The sequence below is a fragment of the Bacillus sp. 2175 genome, from assembly GCF_057812155.1.
This window is the reverse complement of the sequence record NZ_CM173819.1, coordinates 245001-262640: the sequence shown is the minus strand read 5'-3', so window position 1 is coordinate 262640 and position 17640 is coordinate 245001. Positions and strand designations below refer to the sequence as shown.

General features: G+C 37.3%; 18 protein-coding genes, 2 tRNA genes and 2 rRNA genes (1 of these 22 cut by a window edge). 5 read left to right on the top strand and 17 right to left on the bottom strand.

Going from position 1 to position 17640, the window contains the following annotated elements; translation table 11 throughout:
• Positions 1-3 precede the first annotated feature (3 nt).
• From ACXKY9_RS01540 to ACXKY9_RS01515, 6 genes are all read right to left on the bottom strand, one after another.
• A complete protein-coding gene (locus ACXKY9_RS01540) occupies positions 4-156 on the bottom strand; it encodes a hypothetical protein (protein WP_016090292.1) in 153 nt (50 codons plus the stop codon).
• Complete coding sequence (locus ACXKY9_RS01535; RefSeq protein WP_016090293.1) at positions 153-380, bottom strand: hypothetical protein; 228 nt, start codon at positions 378-380, stop codon at positions 153-155. Before ACXKY9_RS01535 ends, ACXKY9_RS01540 begins: the two co-directional genes overlap by 4 nt.
• 331 nt (positions 381-711) lie before the next feature.
• Positions 712-3141, bottom strand: a complete 2430-nt coding sequence (locus ACXKY9_RS01530; protein ID WP_016090294.1) for a DUF927 domain-containing protein — start codon at positions 3139-3141, stop codon at positions 712-714.
• 101 nt (positions 3142-3242) lie between these two features.
• Positions 3243-3569: a hypothetical protein gene (locus ACXKY9_RS01525; protein ID WP_016090295.1), complete on the bottom strand. Its 327-nt coding sequence runs from the start codon at positions 3567-3569 to the stop codon at positions 3243-3245.
• A 14-nt stretch (positions 3570-3583) separates the two neighbouring features.
• Positions 3584-3730: a hypothetical protein gene (locus ACXKY9_RS01520; protein WP_016090296.1), complete on the bottom strand. Its 147-nt coding sequence runs from the start codon at positions 3728-3730 to the stop codon at positions 3584-3586.
• Between the two features lie 141 nt (positions 3731-3871).
• Positions 3872-4141: a helix-turn-helix domain-containing protein gene (locus ACXKY9_RS01515; RefSeq protein WP_016090297.1), complete on the bottom strand. Its 270-nt coding sequence runs from the start codon at positions 4139-4141 to the stop codon at positions 3872-3874.
• A gap of 222 nt (positions 4142-4363) precedes the next feature.
• On the opposite strand from ACXKY9_RS01515, the gene ACXKY9_RS01510 reads away from it, so the two are divergent.
• Both ACXKY9_RS01510 and ACXKY9_RS01505 read left to right on the top strand, forming a co-directional pair.
• Positions 4364-4948: a helix-turn-helix domain-containing protein gene (locus ACXKY9_RS01510; protein ID WP_016090298.1), complete on the top strand. Its 585-nt coding sequence runs from the start codon at positions 4364-4366 to the stop codon at positions 4946-4948.
• 48 nt (positions 4949-4996) lie between these two features.
• Positions 4997-6175 carry a site-specific integrase gene (locus ACXKY9_RS01505; protein WP_016090299.1) on the top strand — a complete coding sequence of 393 codons (1179 nt, stop codon included), beginning with the start codon at positions 4997-4999 and terminating at the stop codon, positions 6173-6175.
• A gap of 78 nt (positions 6176-6253) precedes the next feature.
• On the opposite strand, the gene groL is transcribed toward ACXKY9_RS01505, so the two are convergent.
• Positions 6254-7888, bottom strand: coding sequence for a chaperonin GroEL (groL, locus tag ACXKY9_RS01500; RefSeq protein ID WP_001029993.1), 1635 nt, complete (start codon positions 7886-7888; stop codon positions 6254-6256).
• A gap of 38 nt (positions 7889-7926) precedes the next feature.
• Positions 7927-8211 carry a co-chaperone GroES gene (gene groES / locus ACXKY9_RS01495; RefSeq protein WP_000917311.1) on the bottom strand — a complete coding sequence of 95 codons (285 nt, stop codon included), beginning with the start codon at positions 8209-8211 and terminating at the stop codon, positions 7927-7929.
• A gap of 391 nt (positions 8212-8602) precedes the next feature.
• On the opposite strand from groES, the gene ACXKY9_RS01490 reads away from it, so the two are divergent.
• Together ACXKY9_RS01490 and ACXKY9_RS01485 are read left to right on the top strand one after the other, a co-directional pair.
• Complete coding sequence (locus ACXKY9_RS01490; RefSeq protein ID WP_000745326.1) at positions 8603-9352, top strand: CPBP family intramembrane glutamic endopeptidase; 750 nt, start codon at positions 8603-8605, stop codon at positions 9350-9352.
• Entirely contained in the window at positions 9349-9540 is a 192-nt protein-coding gene (locus ACXKY9_RS01485) for a YdiK family protein (RefSeq protein WP_001246200.1), read from the top strand. The genes ACXKY9_RS01490 and ACXKY9_RS01485 overlap by 4 nt, the downstream gene beginning before the upstream one ends.
• Positions 9541-9569: 29 nt before the next feature.
• Here ACXKY9_RS01485 and ACXKY9_RS01480 read toward each other — a convergent pair whose 3' ends face one another.
• Positions 9570-10199: a redox-sensing transcriptional repressor Rex gene (locus tag ACXKY9_RS01480; protein ID WP_000372699.1), complete on the bottom strand. Its 630-nt coding sequence runs from the start codon at positions 10197-10199 to the stop codon at positions 9570-9572.
• A gap of 187 nt (positions 10200-10386) precedes the next feature.
• Here ACXKY9_RS01480 and ACXKY9_RS01475 point away from each other — a divergent pair, with 187 nt between their 5' ends.
• On the top strand, positions 10387-12312 hold the full coding sequence (locus tag ACXKY9_RS01475; protein WP_000602145.1) for an ABC-F family ATP-binding cassette domain-containing protein: 1926 nt from the start codon (positions 10387-10389) through the stop codon (positions 12310-12312).
• Between the two features lie 485 nt (positions 12313-12797).
• Here ACXKY9_RS01475 and tsaD read toward each other — a convergent pair whose 3' ends face one another.
• From tsaD to ACXKY9_RS01435, 8 genes are all read right to left on the bottom strand, one after another.
• A complete protein-coding gene (tsaD, locus tag ACXKY9_RS01470; protein ID WP_000414585.1) occupies positions 12798-13814 on the bottom strand; it encodes a tRNA (adenosine(37)-N6)-threonylcarbamoyltransferase complex transferase subunit TsaD in 1017 nt (338 codons plus the stop codon).
• The gene (gene rimI / locus ACXKY9_RS01465) at positions 13814-14257 is read right to left on the bottom strand and encodes a ribosomal protein S18-alanine N-acetyltransferase (protein ID WP_000367190.1); all 444 of its coding nucleotides are present in this window, start codon (positions 14255-14257) and stop codon (positions 13814-13816) included. Before rimI ends, tsaD begins: the two co-directional genes overlap by 1 nt.
• 13 nt (positions 14258-14270) lie before the next feature.
• Complete coding sequence (tsaB, locus tag ACXKY9_RS01460; protein ID WP_000865756.1) at positions 14271-14963, bottom strand: tRNA (adenosine(37)-N6)-threonylcarbamoyltransferase complex dimerization subunit type 1 TsaB; 693 nt, start codon at positions 14961-14963, stop codon at positions 14271-14273.
• A complete protein-coding gene (tsaE, locus tag ACXKY9_RS01455; RefSeq protein WP_000049649.1) occupies positions 14944-15417 on the bottom strand; it encodes a tRNA (adenosine(37)-N6)-threonylcarbamoyltransferase complex ATPase subunit type 1 TsaE in 474 nt (157 codons plus the stop codon). Before tsaE ends, tsaB begins: the two co-directional genes overlap by 20 nt.
• Before the next feature lie 174 nt (positions 15418-15591).
• Positions 15592-15667 (bottom strand) — tRNA-Asp (locus tag ACXKY9_RS01450).
• 3 nt (positions 15668-15670) lie between these two features.
• Positions 15671-15747, bottom strand: a tRNA-Met gene (locus ACXKY9_RS01445).
• A gap of 12 nt (positions 15748-15759) precedes the next feature.
• Positions 15760-15875, bottom strand: a 5S ribosomal RNA gene (gene rrf / locus ACXKY9_RS01440).
• 48 nt (positions 15876-15923) lie between these two features.
• Positions 15924-17640, bottom strand: a 23S ribosomal RNA gene (locus tag ACXKY9_RS01435) (it continues 1206 nt past the right edge of the window).

Here is a 17640-nt window from a genome sequence, read left to right as displayed (position 1 = left end):
TACTCACCACCTCTCATCTAGCCATATTTTCTTTCTACCTGTCTCTATTTCGTATTCTTGTATAAGCTTCATAAGGTCTAAACGATCTACCATTACCTTTTCATCATCACGATGAATTTCTAATTGTTCCTTCAATCGTTCTAATATTTCATTCATGAGGTTTCCCCCATCCTCACAACCTCTTTACCCGATAATTTCATCTTTTTAAGGATATAGCCTGTACGAATATAAGGACTATCTTCCTCAAAACAATGTGCATCTCTATGTCCTTCACCTATTCCATGATGATGAAACTTTCCACAGTATTGACACCATGTACTAAGATTTCCTTTTTTATCACGTTCAATTGCTAGTACGGTTGGAATTTTTTTAATTGCCATTTCTACCATCCTTATTCATTTGATTAGTACCAAGAGTTCTAGACAGTTCCAGCGCATTTCTTATTTAGTACTTCCGCAAAAACATTGTCATATCAACATATTCTCCACTTCAGTTCTTAAAGTTCCAAAAGTACCACGTTTTTTCAAAGTACATATATATGGGTTTTATAGAAAAAAGTTATGAATAGTTTTTTCTATAAAATATATATTTATTTTCTTAGTACTCTTGGTACTTTTAGTACTATTCGTATTGAATACTTGCTATATCAATGTTTTTAGGAGTACCAAATCTATAAAATGAACTTTATTTTCTTAGTACTCTTGGTACCCCTTAGTTATTAGGTGGATTTTCTTCAAAATCAAAACCTAATTGTTGGACAATCTCTTTATTTATAGTTACAGCATTGATTTTTCGCCCTTTATGGCTAATTTTTTGATAATCAACTGCTTTCCCATCTAAAACATTAGGAACAGTAAATCCCCTTTTCAACCACTCTTTTCTAGTCCTTTTTTCTTCTGGTCCTAAGAACTCTTTTAAAAAAGATGGTGTTAAACAAATTGAACTAAACTTATAAATTGCTTTGATATTTTTGGGAGCATAGTCATAATAAATACCATCCCTATTACTATCCAAGTAAGTTAAAATTTCATTCAATAGTTCTTTTGGTTTATCTATTGCTTTATTTTCTTGGGCAATTTCGTCAAAAAGCTTGTCCAGTTGCTCAAGATCTACACTAACCTTGAAAAATTCTTTTAGGAGTCTACCTGCATAATGGACTGTTGCATAATAAAGGGATAATCTTGTTAAAACCTCATTTCCCTGTGCTTTATTCATATAAAAATCTTTAAATTTATAAAAAGATGGGAGCAACTCCTTCTTACGTACTTGGTACTGTTTTAAAAACTCTAAACCAATTACTCCATAATTTGTTTCTAGCCCCTTATATAAATCAGCGAAGAATATATAATCTACTCCTTCAAATGGGCTATCATTTAAACTCACAATTCGAGCAGCAGCTCCCCCAGCTTTAGATGCATATTCATTTAGACTTACTTCTCCAGTAGTTAACATGATATTTTTCCATGTATTTTCTCTTTGCGAACCACTAAGAGAACCCCTACCTTTAGACTTCCCTCCACTGAAGTTATAAACAATGGATTGAAGTAATCTTTCATCCGCTTTACGGCTATCATCCATTAACAAAGGAAAACTGTTTAAGAAGGATGCTTTACGTTCAATACTAACTTTGGTTGCGTTAAATTCATTTACAAGTTCACTTGTCCCCCACACGCTGGCTGCAACTTTTAATACGCTTGTTTTTCCTTTTGAAGTTCCGCTAGAAAGATCCACAATGAAAGGATCTATTTTTAAATCATGAAGCAGTACACTAGCAAAGGATGCTAATACAAAAAATAATGCTCTCGGATGGGCTTTAATACGATTAAATACTTCATCTATCCACCCTTGGACTGTCCCAGCTACTTGGAATGATTCAAAAAGTTGCTGCTCTCCTTGATCATTAGGCAGTATTTCATAATCTGTTGCTAGTAATGGATGGGCCAAACCACTTTTCACATAACCTAAACGGTCTACCATCAGCCCTCTATCAATCTCGGTAAACGCTAAAACCTTATCAAAGTAATCTATTAACTGCTTTATGTTATTATCATTTGAAGGAAACCCTTTATCTGCTAATGGCATCATCTCCCTCTTAGTGACCAATGCTCCAGCTGGAACAATCTCGGTGACGACCTTCCCTCTATCATTCCAGGTTAACTCATAATATAATTGTTGACGTTCAACGTTATGTAGTTCTCTTTTTAGAATCGGAACATGCCTAGCAACCATGATTTCCCGTTCATCAAGTTCTCCATTCTTGACCTTAGTTTCCACTCTATATAAAGCATTATTTTTAACTTTGTAAGGAGATGGAATATTTACAGGAATGATAGAATCCTCTTGTTTTTTCTCATTATCGTTTGTTATTCCCTCATCCGCTTTTCCTTCATTGACCTTCTTATAGGCCGAATTAACAACCTTTGTAATATCCTTAATAAGAAACCCTTTTTTGAAGGAAACAAAGTATTTGTGAGCCAATTTAAGACTGGACAATACTTCCTTTTTGCTCACCTTACAAATTAATAACCTTCTGGCTAAATCATAAAAATCCCCATCACGTGAACCGTTAGTTTCATATGGATAACTCATAGGTGAAGGTGTTTTCGCACCATTCCATGCTTTATATAAGAACTGTGGAAGCTCGTCCAATTTTTCTAGACTTTGAGTTACAACATGACGCCCTTCTGTATTTTCGGTCGGGAATACGATATAACCCTTTTCCACTGCTCGTGTATCTTGTGTTAACCCTAAACGATTAACGTAATTCTGATACTGACCTTCTTTTTTCGTTAAATCCGTTTCGCCTTTGAATATAAACTGCCAGCCATTAGGAGTTTTAATTAAATGGTGATGAATGTTTTCTCCTTCAAGTAATTCTCTTAGTAACTGACCTTCTTTAGAATCGTCAATGTCGACAATGAAAATACCTTTTGGAACAACACACCCTATCCAGCCACCTTGACCAAGCCATCCATTAATTTGATCGTTATCTAATGAATGCGTGACTTTCCAAGAACCTACTGGTGTTTTTGCTTTTTGATACTCTTGATTGCCCTTTGCATATCCAGTAAGCTTAATAATTTTCGCTCCAGGCATTATGTTGTTAATTGCTTCTGTATAATTCGCTGCTGTAGATAACAACTTCTCACCTCCCTTGTCACAAGACGAACTCAATGTTAAAATATAAGTAGATAAATAATTGTTCTTGAGGATATATGAATTCGCAGTTCATATATCTTTTTTTATTGTCTTTTTTCACCATTCTTTACTACCTCTTTAAATAATCCATCTTTAATTTCATCTACTCTTTCATATTCTTTATTTAATTCATTCATCGTATGATTGAGCAGGCGCCAATACACTCTTAGCTTTCTATGAAACCCACGAAAACAATAAATTTCCTCACCTTTGTATACCGCTGTATCCATATCCTCTACTAAGTGCGCTAAAAGAACTTCTACATCTGTTAAAGTCGCAACGCTTACTCCCAGCGATCCTAATTCACCATCAAGTTCACTTGTGAAATTTTTTAAATTTGGTTGTTCATTGACTGCTACTAATTGATCCATATTTCTAACGCTCCTTATTTACTATTGTTAATTTCGTATAATCTTTTCTTAGCTTCAAACTCCATAGCTTCTAAAATCTCAGGATTTTTTCTTGCTACAGCACATCGTTTTACAATTTCATGCGCCTTCATTAACCTCGTTGCAGACAATACTCCGTTCATATGTATTCACCTCATTTTTTTAATTTGACGTTGCAACCGTCTTTTTTTCAGCTATCATTTCCAACATTGCATTTATGTTCGGTCCGCAATAGACCATCTGACCAACAAAATATTAGTAGCTTTTTATATTTTCATAGTTTCCTATTTATCCTTACGCATCCAGTCAAGGATATCCCAACGATTCAAACGAATAACTTGTCCCCTTTTAAAATAAGGTATTTCATTTGTAGCTATTAATGATCGTACGGTTGGAATACTTACTTTCATATATTCAGCTGCTTCCTTAATTGTAAAAATATCATCTTGCATTTTTTCTTCCTGCAGTTCCTCTTTTAACTCACGTAATAAACTTTTCAAATCAGAACGAGAAGTTATCAACGTATCATCTGGTAACTCAAATTTTAAATTCACTACTCACCCTCCTTTTTAATAAGTTCTTTAAAGTAAAACATTCAATATGATAGATATACATAACTTTTGATGATTTTTACTACTATTTGTTGTATTTTCTTGTTGTAAGACAATAATATACCTCATTGAGTTGTTGTGTCAACGGTTTTTATTTATTTTTACTTCATTTAGTTGTAATGTTTATTATTTTTCCATATAATACAAGCAAGGAGGGTAAACAACATGCAAGAAAACATAGGTAAGGTAATTAAAGAAATTCGAAAGGCGAAAGGAATTTCAGCATTTGTATTAGGAGAAATGATAGGAGTATCTCAACAAGCAATTTCCCAATATGAAAACGGCAAAAGAAAAATTTCCTTTGAAGTACTGAATAATATAGCTAAGGCACTTAATGTTCCTATGGATACTTTTTTATTTGTAAATCATGAAGCAATAGAACAGAAAATTGCTGAAAGAGGTGTAGAGGCTTTAGAAAAGGAGCCAAGTTTATTTAACGATAAAACCGCTAAAGGACTACTAAAACTTTCAGATGACCTAAACTTCTTTGAAAGCTTCTTAGAAAGTCTGGGTTATCATAAGGAGACTCTTAATACTAACGGAGAATATCACCTAAATTTAAGTCCAACTAGTACAAATCAAATAACCGACACTGAAACAAATGAACATGTTATTTTAAGCGGCCGTGAATATCTCGAATTTTATGAAAGAATATCTAGGGTTATTGATTTTGAATTCAATGAACTAAAAAGAAAAAAAGATTCTACTAATGCTATAAATCAGTTATTTGGACAAGATGAACTATTATAGGTGGACTGCCTGCCTATAATAGTTAATTTATTATATTGAGGTGATAAAATGGCTTCATTCCAAAAGTATGAAACAAAACAAGGCTATAAATGGTTGTTAATCGCTGAAATTGGTATTGATCCAGCAACAGGGAAAAGGAAGCAGAAAAAAGTAAGGGGTTTTAAAACAAAAAAAGAAGCCCAATTAGCTGCAGCAAGCATAGAGCAAGAAGTAGCTAATGGAACTTACATCAATGAACCTGACATATTATTTAAAGATTTTGTGCAAGAGTGGCTTAACATTTACAGCAAAAGCACCAAAATAAGTAGCCTACGTGTTAGACAAAAGCAGTCGGATAAATTAGTCGACTTTTTCGCAAACATCAAAATGAAAGATATCACAAAAAAGATGTATCAAACAGCTTTAAATGATTTACATGATAAAGGATATGCGTTTAATACACTTGATGGCATCCATACAGCAGGTAGAATGATTTTTAAAAAGGCTATAGAGTTACAAATAATAAAATTCAACCCTACAGATAACGTAAAACTCCCTAGAAAGGTGGAGACAGTAGAAGATATAGAAAACGATAAGAAGGCTATAAAATACCTGGAGAAAGAAGAATTAGCGCATTTCTTACAGGTCGCAAAGGAAAAAGGATTAGATAACGATTATGTATTTTTTTCTGTTTTAGCATACAGTGGATTGCGTGCCGGGGAATTATTAGCTTTAAAGTGGACTGATGTAGACTTTGAAAACAATACTATCAAAATAACTAAGACGTTATATAATCCAGATAACAATAGCCAACGCTATCATTTACTTACACCAAAGACTAAAGGTTCTATCAGAACCATTAAAATGGATCATGGTATCATGAAATTGCTAAAAAGCCATAAAGCAAAACAAAATGAGTTAAAGCTATACACACGTCCTAAATACGTAGATCAAGGCTTTATTATTACAAAAGCAAGCGGCTATCCCGAAGTAATTAAAATGGTTCAGAATAGATTAAAGCGCCTTATAAAGTTATCCAATATAACAAAAAATATTACTCCTCATTCATTCAGGCATACACATACATCGTTACTTATTGAGGCTGGTGTAGGTATTAAAGAAATCCAACAACGTTTAGGGCATACAGACATCGAAACTACTATGAACATATATGCACACATGACAAAAAATATGGAAGAAAAAGCCTCTCAAAAGTTCAGCGAACTAATGAAAGGCTTCGTAATTTAAATATTAGTGACCAAAGCGTGACCGAAACGTAACTATTGAGGCTCAAAAGCTTTATATATCAAGCTTTAACCTTAATGGTTACATCATTCCGCCCATACCACCCATGCCCATGCCGCCCATGTCAGGCATTGCTGGTGCATTTGGTTCTGGTTTGTCAGCTACTACAGCTTCAGTTGTTAAGAACATAGCTGCAACAGATGCTGCGTTTTGAAGTGCAGAACGAGTTACTTTAGCTGGATCTACGATACCAGACTCAAGCATGTTAACCCATTCGCCAGTAGCTGCGTTGAAACCAACGCCTACTTTTTCGCCTTTTAGACGCTCTACAACTACAGATCCTTCTAGACCAGCGTTGATTGCGATTTGACGAACTGGCTCTTCTAGTGCGCGAAGTACGATGTTGATACCTGTTGCTTCGTCGCCTTCAGCTACGATAGAAGCTACTTTTGTGTATACGTTCATAAGTGAAGTACCACCACCTGCAACGATACCTTCTTCTACTGCTGCACGAGTTGAGTTAAGTGCATCTTCAATACGAAGTTTGCGTTCTTTCAACTCAGTTTCAGTTGCTGCACCTACTTTAATTACCGCTACGCCACCTGCAAGTTTTGCAAGACGCTCTTGTAATTTTTCACGATCGAATTCAGAAGTTGTTTCTTCTAATTGCGCACGGATTTGACCGATGCGAGCTTCGATTTGTTCTGTGCTTCCTACACCTTCAACTACAGTTGTGTTTTCTTTTGTAACAACAACTTTACCAGCGCGTCCTAAAGATTCAACTGTAGCAGATTTTAAGTCACGACCTAATTCTTCAGTGATTACTTCGCCACCTGTTAAGATCGCGATATCTTCTAGCATTGCTTTACGACGGTCACCAAATCCAGGAGCTTTAACAGCTACTACATTGAATGTACCACGAAGTTTGTTCACTACTAATGTAGCTAACGCTTCGCCTTCTACATCTTCAGCAATGATAAGAAGTGGTTTACCTTGTTGTACCACTTGCTCTAATACTGGTAAGATTTCTTGAATGTTAGAAATCTTTTTGTCAGTGATTAAGATGTATGGGTTATCAAGAACTGCTTCCATTTTGTCAGAATCAGTAATCATGTAAGGAGATGCATATCCACGATCAAATTGCATACCTTCTACTACGTCTAATTCTGTTGTGAAGCCTTTAGATTCTTCTAAAGTAATAACGCCGTCGTTACCAACGCGCTCCATTGCTTCAGCGATTAATTGACCTACTTCTTCGTCAGCAGCAGAAATAGCAGCTACTTGTGCGATAGAAGATTTACCTTCGATTGGTTTAGAAATCGTTTTTAATTCTTCAATTGCAGCAGTAACAGCTTTTTCGATACCTTTACGAAGACCCATTGGGTTCGCACCAGCTGTTACGTTTTTAAGACCTTCACGAATCATAGCTTGCGCTAATACAGTTGCAGTTGTTGTTCCGTCACCAGCTACGTCATTTGTTTTGCTAGCAACTTCTGCTACTAGTTTCGCACCCATGTTTTCGAATGCATCTTCTAATTCGATTTCTTTTGCGATTGTTACACCGTCATTTGTAATAAGTGGTGAACCGAATTTTTTCTCAAGAACAACGTTACGACCTTTTGGTCCAAGCGTTACTTTTACTGCATTTGCAAGAGTGTCGACACCGCGAAGCATCGAACGACGTGCTTCTTCACTAAATTTAATATCTTTTGCCATAATAATTGACCCCCTTGGATTTTTTAAGATTTATATAATTAACCGATAACTGCTAAAATGTCACTTTCACGTAAAATCAAGTAGTCTGTACCTTCATATTTCACTTCAGTACCTGCATATTTTGAGAAGATGATAAGATCACCTGCTGCTACCTCTAAAGCAACACGCTCACCATTCTCAAGCACTCGACCAGTACCTACTGCAACAACTTTACCCTCTTGTGGTTTTTCTTTTGCAGTATCTGGTAATACGATACCACTTGCTGTTTTTTCTTCTGCTTGAACAAGCTCAATTACAACGCGATCACCTAATGGCTTTAGCATGAACAATAACCTCCTCATTTTGTTATGTAAATTTCTTTTATTAGCACTCAAGTCATCCGAGTGCTAACACACTTATAATAATAAATAATCTCAATTTCTTTTGCAAGTAAAAAAATCATAATTTTTTCGCAAATCACTATATAAACTTTCTATATAGAATACTGCCTTTACTATATGAATCGTTGTTTCCACTGCTCGTATGTTACAATATGAAAGGACACCCTAAGTTGTTTTCGCTACACACACAACTTTCTCCTGTCTTCTATTATAATTTCAAATAAGGATTTACGAAAAAAACATAATTCAAGTGAGGTTTATATCGTAGGTAGCATATTTACATGTTATCCTAACTTATCTCATACACTATAGTTAGAAAGGATGGTTAAACCATTTGAAGAAACAATACTGGTGGATTATCGTTACATACATTTTAATGCAGTTATCTGGCGTTGTTGGATTGCCACTTCTCCTAAAAACAGGACTCTATGATAATAGAGGATTTACCATTGAGGAAAAAGGACAAATCATAACGGGACACTGGGCAATTATTAGCTTCTTTGTTGCATTATGTATCGTACTTTGGTTACTTAGAACAGATATTCGTGACAGGCATTTAGATCCAAAGCGCTCTTCTGCTCCAGCTACTATTGGATGGATTTTCATCGGGTTCTTCTTAGCTTTCTTTTCACAAATAGTTGCCGGTATGATCGAGATGCAGCTGCTAGGAATTAAACAAGGTTCAGAAAATACAATGAAACTAATGGAGATTGCAAGAACGACCCCTTGGTTCCTTATTGTTGTATCTATAATTGGACCTATCTTAGAAGAAATCGTATTTAGAAAAATTTTATTTGGTGCACTTTATAAGAAGTTTAACTTCTTTATCGCAGCTATCATTAGTTCGCTTGTATTCGCAGCAATTCATTTTGATTTTACTCATTTATTGGTATACACTGCTATGGGGCTCGTATTCGCCTTCTTATATGTGAAGACGAAACGGATTATCGTTCCGATTGCAGCTCATGTTGCGATGAATACATTGGTCGCTATTGGGCAAATTTTTATGAGCAATGAACAAATTCAAGAAATGATTAAAGAAGCTGAAAAAATGCAAGGCTTTATCGGAGGATTTTTTGTATGAGAAACTCACCATTGTTCATGGCTGCACTATACTTCCTTCTTGGATGTATCTTTACACGCTTCGCCATTACGAACGTGACAGATACAATCTGGAATATGTGGACAATACTATTTGCAGTTATGGCAACAATTGATTTTAATTTGGCACTTCGCCTTATATTAATTAAATTCACAAAGAAGAAACAATAATAAAACGCAGAGGTCGCTTCCTCTGCGTTTTATTGTGGATAGTTTTTCAAAAAGTAAACTAATGTTTGTAACTCTACAGCTAAGTCAATATGATGAATTCTAATATTCTCTGATACGTTTAATCGCGCTGGTGTGAAATTCAAAATACCATGCACGCTCGTTTCAGCTAATCTATCTGCTACAGCTTGTGCTACTGTAGCCGGTACTGTTAATATTGCCACTTGTATATCATTTGATAATCTCTCTTCTAATTCATCTAAATGATATACAGGAATGCCCCCGATTTCTGTTCCAACTTTCTCTTCACTAACATCAAATGCCATTTCAATTTTTGTATTATTGTTTTTCGTGAAATTATAATGTAAGAAAGCGGTCCCTAAATTACCTACTCCAATAAGTGCTACACGTGTTATATCATCTTGATCAAGTGTTTCGCGGAAAAATGATAATAGATAATTTACGTTATATCCATATCCCTTTTTCCCTAACGCTCCAAAATACGAAAAATCTCTTCGTATTGTTGCGGAATCTACTTTTACTGCCTCACTCAATTCGGCCGATGAAACACGCTGCTTACCAGAAAGAGATAAGTTTTGGATAAATCGATAGTATAGAGGCAATCTTTTAGCAGTGGCTTGTGGAATCTTTTGCTGATCCATATGACCTCTCCTCTCTTCCTATCTTTATTCATATACTTTAATCAAATACAGAAGTTTAGCACTCATTAAATTCCTTGTATAATAAAGAGAAGAAGTATTCTCTCTTTATTTTAAACTATACACTATTTTTAGTATGATTGAGAAATATAAACATGGCAAAGTTAAGAAATTATTTGAGGTGAAAACATTGATTTTATTACAAGTAAACGCGCTTTCGAAATTATACGGTGCAGAAACGATTCTTGCAAACATAAAATTGGAAGTACAAACAAAAGATCGTATCGCATTAGTTGGAAGGAATGGAGCAGGCAAATCTACATTATTAAAAATTATCGCTGGTGAATTATCTCATGATGGTGGCGAAATTATAAAACCGAAAGATGTCTCAATCGGATATTTAGCTCAAAATACTGGACTAGAAACGTCTTTAACAATTTGGGATGAAATGCTAACCGTCTTTACCCACTTACAGCAAATGGAGACAAAACTTCGAAGGCTTGAGCAAGAAATGGGAAAAGAAGAAAACTTTTCAAACGAAGCTACATATGAAAGATTGTTAGCTGATTATGACCAATTGCAACTCAATTATAAAGATCAAGGTGGATATCAATATGAAGCGGATATTCGCTCCATTTTAAGCGGCCTTGGCTTCCCAGTTGAAACGCACCAGACGACGATCTCTACTTTAAGCGGCGGGCAAAAAACAAGATTAGCTCTCGGGAAATTATTATTAACAAAACCAGACTTACTTATTTTGGATGAGCCTACAAACCATTTAGACATCGAAACATTAACGTGGCTTGAGCAATATTTACAAGGTTATCCTGGCGCAATATTAATCGTTTCACATGACCGTTATTTCTTAGACAAACTCGTTACACAAGTATATGAAATTTCGAATAAAGAAAGCAGACGATTTGTTGGTAACTACAGTAAATATTTAGACTTAAAATCAGCATTATATGAGCAAGAAATGAAACGTTACGAAAAACAACAAGATGAAATCGCAAAACTTGAGGACTTCGTTCAAAAGAATATAGCTCGCGCTTCTACAACGAAACGTGCTCAAAGTCGTCGTAAACAACTAGACAGAATGGAATTATTAACGAGACCATTAGGGGATTCTAAGTCAGCATCATTCCACTTCGATATTGAAAAGCAAAGTGGAAATGATGTTTTACAAGTAAATGATGCAACCATCGGCTATGATGAGAACCCTATAATTGAACATGTAACTATGCGCTTAACTCGCGGAGATAGTGTTGCTTTAGTTGGTCCAAACGGAATTGGGAAATCCACATTGTTAAAGTCTATTGTGAATAAGTTACCACTATTAAATGGTGATGTTTCTTTCGGATCAAATGTATCTGTTGGTTATTATGATCAAGAACAAGCAAACTTAACATCTTCTAAACGGGTTTTAAATGAACTATGGGATGAATATCCACTGCAACCTGAAAAAGAAATCCGTACTATACTCGGGAATTTTTTATTCACAGGAGATGATGTACTGAAACCAGTATCTTCCCTTAGTGGTGGACAAAAAGCTCGATTAGCTCTTGCAAAACTTATGATGCAAAAATCAAATTTATTAATTCTAGATGAACCTACGAACCACCTTGATTTAAACAGTAAAGAAATTTTGGAGAATGCTTTAATTGATTATCCAGGGACTCTTCTATTCGTCTCACATGACCGCTACTTTATTAACCGTGTAACAACGACTGTGGTTGAGTTATCAACAGAAGGTGCACAGGAATATTTAGGGGATTACGATTACTACGTTGAAAAGAAAAATGAAATGATTGAACGTGCAGAACTTGAACAGCAAGAAAGTGACATTCCTGTTCAAAAGGTGGTTGCACAAGAGAAATTAAATTATTTAGAAGAAAAAGAGCGTAAAAAACTAGAGCGTCAACGCACTAGAAAAATTGAAGAGCTAGAACAAAGTATATTAGAATTAGAAGAAGAAATTGCTACGTTAGAAGATCAACTTTGCTTACCAGAAATATATGCAGATTATGAAAAAGCTAGTGAAATTACAACTAAAAAGCAAACGCTACAAGAACAACTTGAAACTTGTATGGCAGAATGGGAAGAGCTGCATGTATAAGCATATTTAAATAAGAAAGATGTCTCATAAGTCAGGATTTTTGACTATGCGACATCTTTTTTTCTTTTAATACAGAAACAATTTTTTGAGTATATCAATCGTAACTTAGAATATACCAACGATTTTTCAAATATATCTATTGTAACCCTATATATATTAACAGTTCGACACGAAATATCGATTTAACGACAAAGATTGACAATATTAGCATCTTCTATAATAGGGGGATGTTTCAAAATGTTTTTCGGGGATATCTTCTTACTTTTTATTTCCCGAAAAAGAACAAACACAAAGGTCTGACATCATCCTATTTATCCACAAGTTTATACACATATCCACCTTTATAAAATAAACCTTAAAATAACTTTTCCACATTATCCACAATTAATAAAAAAGTTATCAACATTTTATATACACAATAAAACCCACATTATCAACAGACAATATGGGTTTTATCCACAACCTGTGGTTAATTATGTGTATAACTATGCTTCAATATCTAATCCTGGATTTGCATTTAAGGCTAATGTTGCACGCTTACCTTGTTCATAAGCAATTGTCCCTGCCGCTGCAATCATCGCTGCATTATCTGTGCATAAAGATAGCGGCGGAATAATTAATTCAATGTTTTCTTTTTGTGCAAATTCCTCTTCTAATCGCGCACGAAGTCCTTTATTAGCAGCTACTCCACCAGCAAGAAGTAATTGCTTTACATTATAAGCTTCTGCTGCACGAGCTGCTTTCGTTACAAGTACATCTATTACACTTTCTTGGAAACTTGCCGCTAAATCTTCTGGCGCAATTTCTATACCGCGTTGTTTTGCGTTATGCACAGTGTTGATAACTGCTGATTTCAATCCACTAAAGCTAAAATCATATGAATCCGGTTCTAGCCATGCACGAGGCAAATCAATTGTCGGTTCTCCTTCATGTGCAAGGCGATCAATATGAGGACCACCTGGATATGGCATAGATAACGTACGAGCTACTTTATCATATGCTTCTCCAGCTGCATCGTCTCGTGTTTCACCAATTACTTCGAATGAACCATGTTCTTTCATATAAACAAGTTCCGTATGCCCACCAGATACAACAAGTGATAATAACGGGAATTGAACTTCTTTTACTAAACGGTTCGCATAAATATGACCAGCAATATGATGAACACCGACTAACGGAATATCATGTGCAAACGCTACTGCCTTCGCTGCATTTACTCCAATTAGAAGTGCTCCTACTAAACCAGGACCTTCTGTTACAGCAATTGCATCAATATCATCAAATGTGATGTTTGCTTCCTTTAAAGCTTCTTCTAACACAACTGTAATTTCTTCTACATGATGACGGGATGCAATCTCTGGTACAACGCCGCCAAAACGTTTATGACTTTCAATTTGTGATGCAACGACATTCGCAATAATTTCCGTTCCATTTTTAACAACTGCTACTGCTGTTTCATCACAACTTGTTTCAATACCAAGTATAATCGTATTTTTTTCCATTATATATTCACCCACATTACGAGACCATCTTCCTGATTGTCTGCATAGTATCGTTTACGAATCCCACCATTTTGAAATCCGTATTTTCTGTATAACTGCTTTGCTACTTCATTTGATACACGTACTTCAAGTGTCATTGTTTTTACCCCTAGTTCTTTCGCTTCAGAAATAACTGCTTTCAATAGGGCATCTCCTAACTTTTGACCTCGGTATTCTGGCAAAATAGCTATATTTGTTATATGTGATTCATCAATAATTATCCACAATCCACAATACCCGACTACACGACCATCTTTTTCTAACACAATATAATGTGCATGTTCATTCATCGTTAATTCACGGTGAAAGGCATCTGCAGTCCAAGGAGTTGAAAAAGACGCTTCTTCAATAGCTACAATTTGAGCAATATCATCAAGCTCCATCTTTCTAAATATCATATCCATCTTCTGCAAGCTCCTACTTGTTTTGACTTTCTAACCACTTTGTTTCAGCTTCAGCTAAACGAAGATAGCTTGGAACAAACGTATGCACATCTTGTTCTTCTTTTTGTAATCCTAAGAATGCTAGCTCACTTGGTCTTGGGTTATTTTTAGTAAATGGAGCGAATACAGCTTGATCACCTAAATGTTCTATAATTGTTTCTTTATGCAATTTAACATCGTTACCGATAAATAAAACAGGCTGTCCTTTATCTTTTAACATTTGCAACCAGTCCACAATAAGAATAATTCGGTCTTCTTCTATTGAAGTTAACTGCTCTCCTTCATATGTATATAACCCAGTATAAATTTGCCCACGTCTTCCATCAAATAAAGGACAAATTAACCCGCTAAAGTTAGCACCGTTTGCAGCTACTACCTCTAAACTTGATACACCTACAATTGGTATTTGAAGTGACCAAGCTAATGTTTTCGCCGCTGTCACGCCTATGCGAACACCTGTATAGGATCCAGGTCCAGCAGCTACAACGATTTTAGTTAATTCCTTCGGTTTTACGCCACACTCTTTTAACAGTTTCTCTACAGCTGGCATAAGACGTACAGAATGGTTTTTTGTTAAATTTGTAATGATTTCCCCAATTACGTTTCCTTCCTCAATAAGGGATACACCCATTACGTAATTTGAAGTATCAATTGCTAGTACTTTCATCTTGTAATAGCTCCTCACATAATCTAATATAGCGATCTCCAATTGGCTCGAGTATAATTTTTCTTGTGTCATCTCCAGCATGGAATAAACTAATTTGTAACTTTTCATTTGGTAAATATGCCTCTATTAAATGAGCCCATTCTACTACCGTAATTCCTTTACCGTAGAAATATTCATCAAAGCCTAAGTCCTCTTCACTTTCTGCTAAGCGATACACGTCCATATGATATAGCGGTAATCTTCCTTTATATTCTTTAATGATATTAAAGGTAGGACTATTTACAACTCTTTTCACTCCAAGACCTTTTGCTAGTCCCTTTGTAAAAGTCGTCTTACCAGCTCCAAGATCTCCTTCTAAAATAATTACGTCTTGTGCCTCTACGAGCTTACCTAGTTTTTCTGATAACCTTTGTGTTTCCTCAGAAGATTTTGTTGTTACTTCATATTTACTCACAGACTTCACCTACTTTACTCACAATGTTCTCTGCTCTTTATTATACAGGTTTTGAATATATAAAAAAGTCCTTAGGAGTTGTCCTAAGGATAGTTTGACTGTCTTTATTAGTTTTTTGTTAAAACAAATAAAAAAATACGAAACAACTTGTTTCGTTCTTTTCTTTATATGAAATGGCGGTCCCGACCGGGGTCGAACCGGCGATCTCCTGCGTGACAGGCAGGCATGTTAACCACTACACCACGGGACCATTTGGTTGCGGGGACAGGATTTGAACCTGCGACCTTCGGGTTATGAGCCCGACGAGCTACCGTGCTGCTCCACCCCGCGACAATATAAATAGCTTGGCGACGTCCTACTCTCACAGGGACAAGGTCCCAACTACCATCGGCGCTAGAGAGCTTAACTTCCGTGTTCGGTATGGGAACGGGTGTGACCTCTCTGCCATCATCACCAAACTATGAAGGCATATTCCTTCAAAACTAGATAACATTGCTACATATTATATGGTTAAGTCCTCGATCTATTAGTATTCGTCAGCTCCACATGTCACCATGCTTCCACCTCGAACCTATCAACCTGATCATCTTTCAGGGATCTTACTAGCTTACGCTATGGGAAATCTCATCTTGAGGGGGGCTTCATGCTTAGATGCTTTCAGCACTTATCCCTTCCGCACATAGCTACCCAGCTATGCCCTTGGCAGAACAACTGGTACACCAGCGGTGCGTCCATCCCGGTCCTCTCGTACTAAGGACAGCTCCTCTCAAATTTCCTACGCCCACGACGGATAGGGACCGAACTGTCTCACGACGTTCTGAACCCAGCTCGCGTACCGCTTTAATGGGCGAACAGCCCAACCCTTGGGACCGACTACAGCCCCAGGATGCGATGAGCCGACATCGAGGTGCCAAACCTCCCCGTCGATGTGGACTCTTGGGGGAGATAAGCCTGTTATCCCCGGGGTAGCTTTTATCCGTTGAGCGATGGCCCTTCCATGCGGAACCACCGGATCACTAAGCCCGACTTTCGTCCCTGCTCGACTTGTAGGTCTCGCAGTCAAGCTCCCTTATGCCTTTGCACTCTACGAATGATTTCCAACCATTCTGAGGGAACCTTTGGGCGCCTCCGTTACACTTTAGGAGGCGACCGCCCCAGTCAAACTGCCCACCTGACACTGTCTCCCGGGTCGATAAGACCCGTAGGTTAGAATTTCAATACAGTCAGGGCGGTATCCCACCAGCGCCTCCACCGAAGCTAGCGCTCCGGTTTCAATGGCTCCCGCCTATCCTGTACAAACTGTACCAAAATTCAATATCAGGCTACAGTAAAGCTCCACGGGGTCTTTCCGTCCTGTCGCGGGTAACCTGCATCTTCACAGGTACTATAATTTCACCGAGTCTCTGGTTGAGACAGTGCCCAAATCGTTACACCTTTCGTGCGGGTCGGAACTTACCCGACAAGGAATTTCGCTACCTTAGGACCGTTATAGTTACGGCCGCCGTTTACTGGGGCTTCAGTTCAGAGCTTCGCTTACGCTAACCCCTCTCCTTAACCTTCCAGCACCGGGCAGGTGTCACCCCCTATACTTCGCCTTACGGCTTCGCAGAGAGCTGTGTTTTTGCTAAACAGTCGCTTGGGCCTATTCACTGCGGCTTTCCGTTAAGAAAGCACCCCTTCTCCCGAAGTTACGGGGTCATTTTGCCGAGTTCCTTAACCAGAGTTCTCTCGCACACCTTAGGATTCTCTCCTCGCCTACCTGTGTCGGTTTGCGGTACAGGCACCTTTTATCTCGCTAGAAGCTTTTCTTGGCAGCGGGGAATCAAAGACTTCGCTCCATAAGGAGCTTCCCCATCACAGCTCAGCCTTCACGATAAGCGGATTTGCCTACTTATCAGCCTAACTGCTTGGACGTGCACAACCAATCGCACGCTTCTTCTATCCTTCTGCGTCCCTCCATTGCTCAAACGATAAAGAGGTGGTACAGGAATATCAACCTGTTGTCCATCGCCTACGCCTGTCGGCCTCGGCTTAGGTCCTGACTAACCCTGAGCGGACGAGCCTTCCTCAGGAAACCTTAGGCATTCGGTGGACGGGATTCTCACCCGTCTTTCGCTACTCATACCGGCATTCTCACTTCTAAGCACTCCACCAGTCCTTACGGTCTGACTTCACTGTCCTTAGAACGCTCCCCTACCACTGATACCATTCGGTATCAATCCG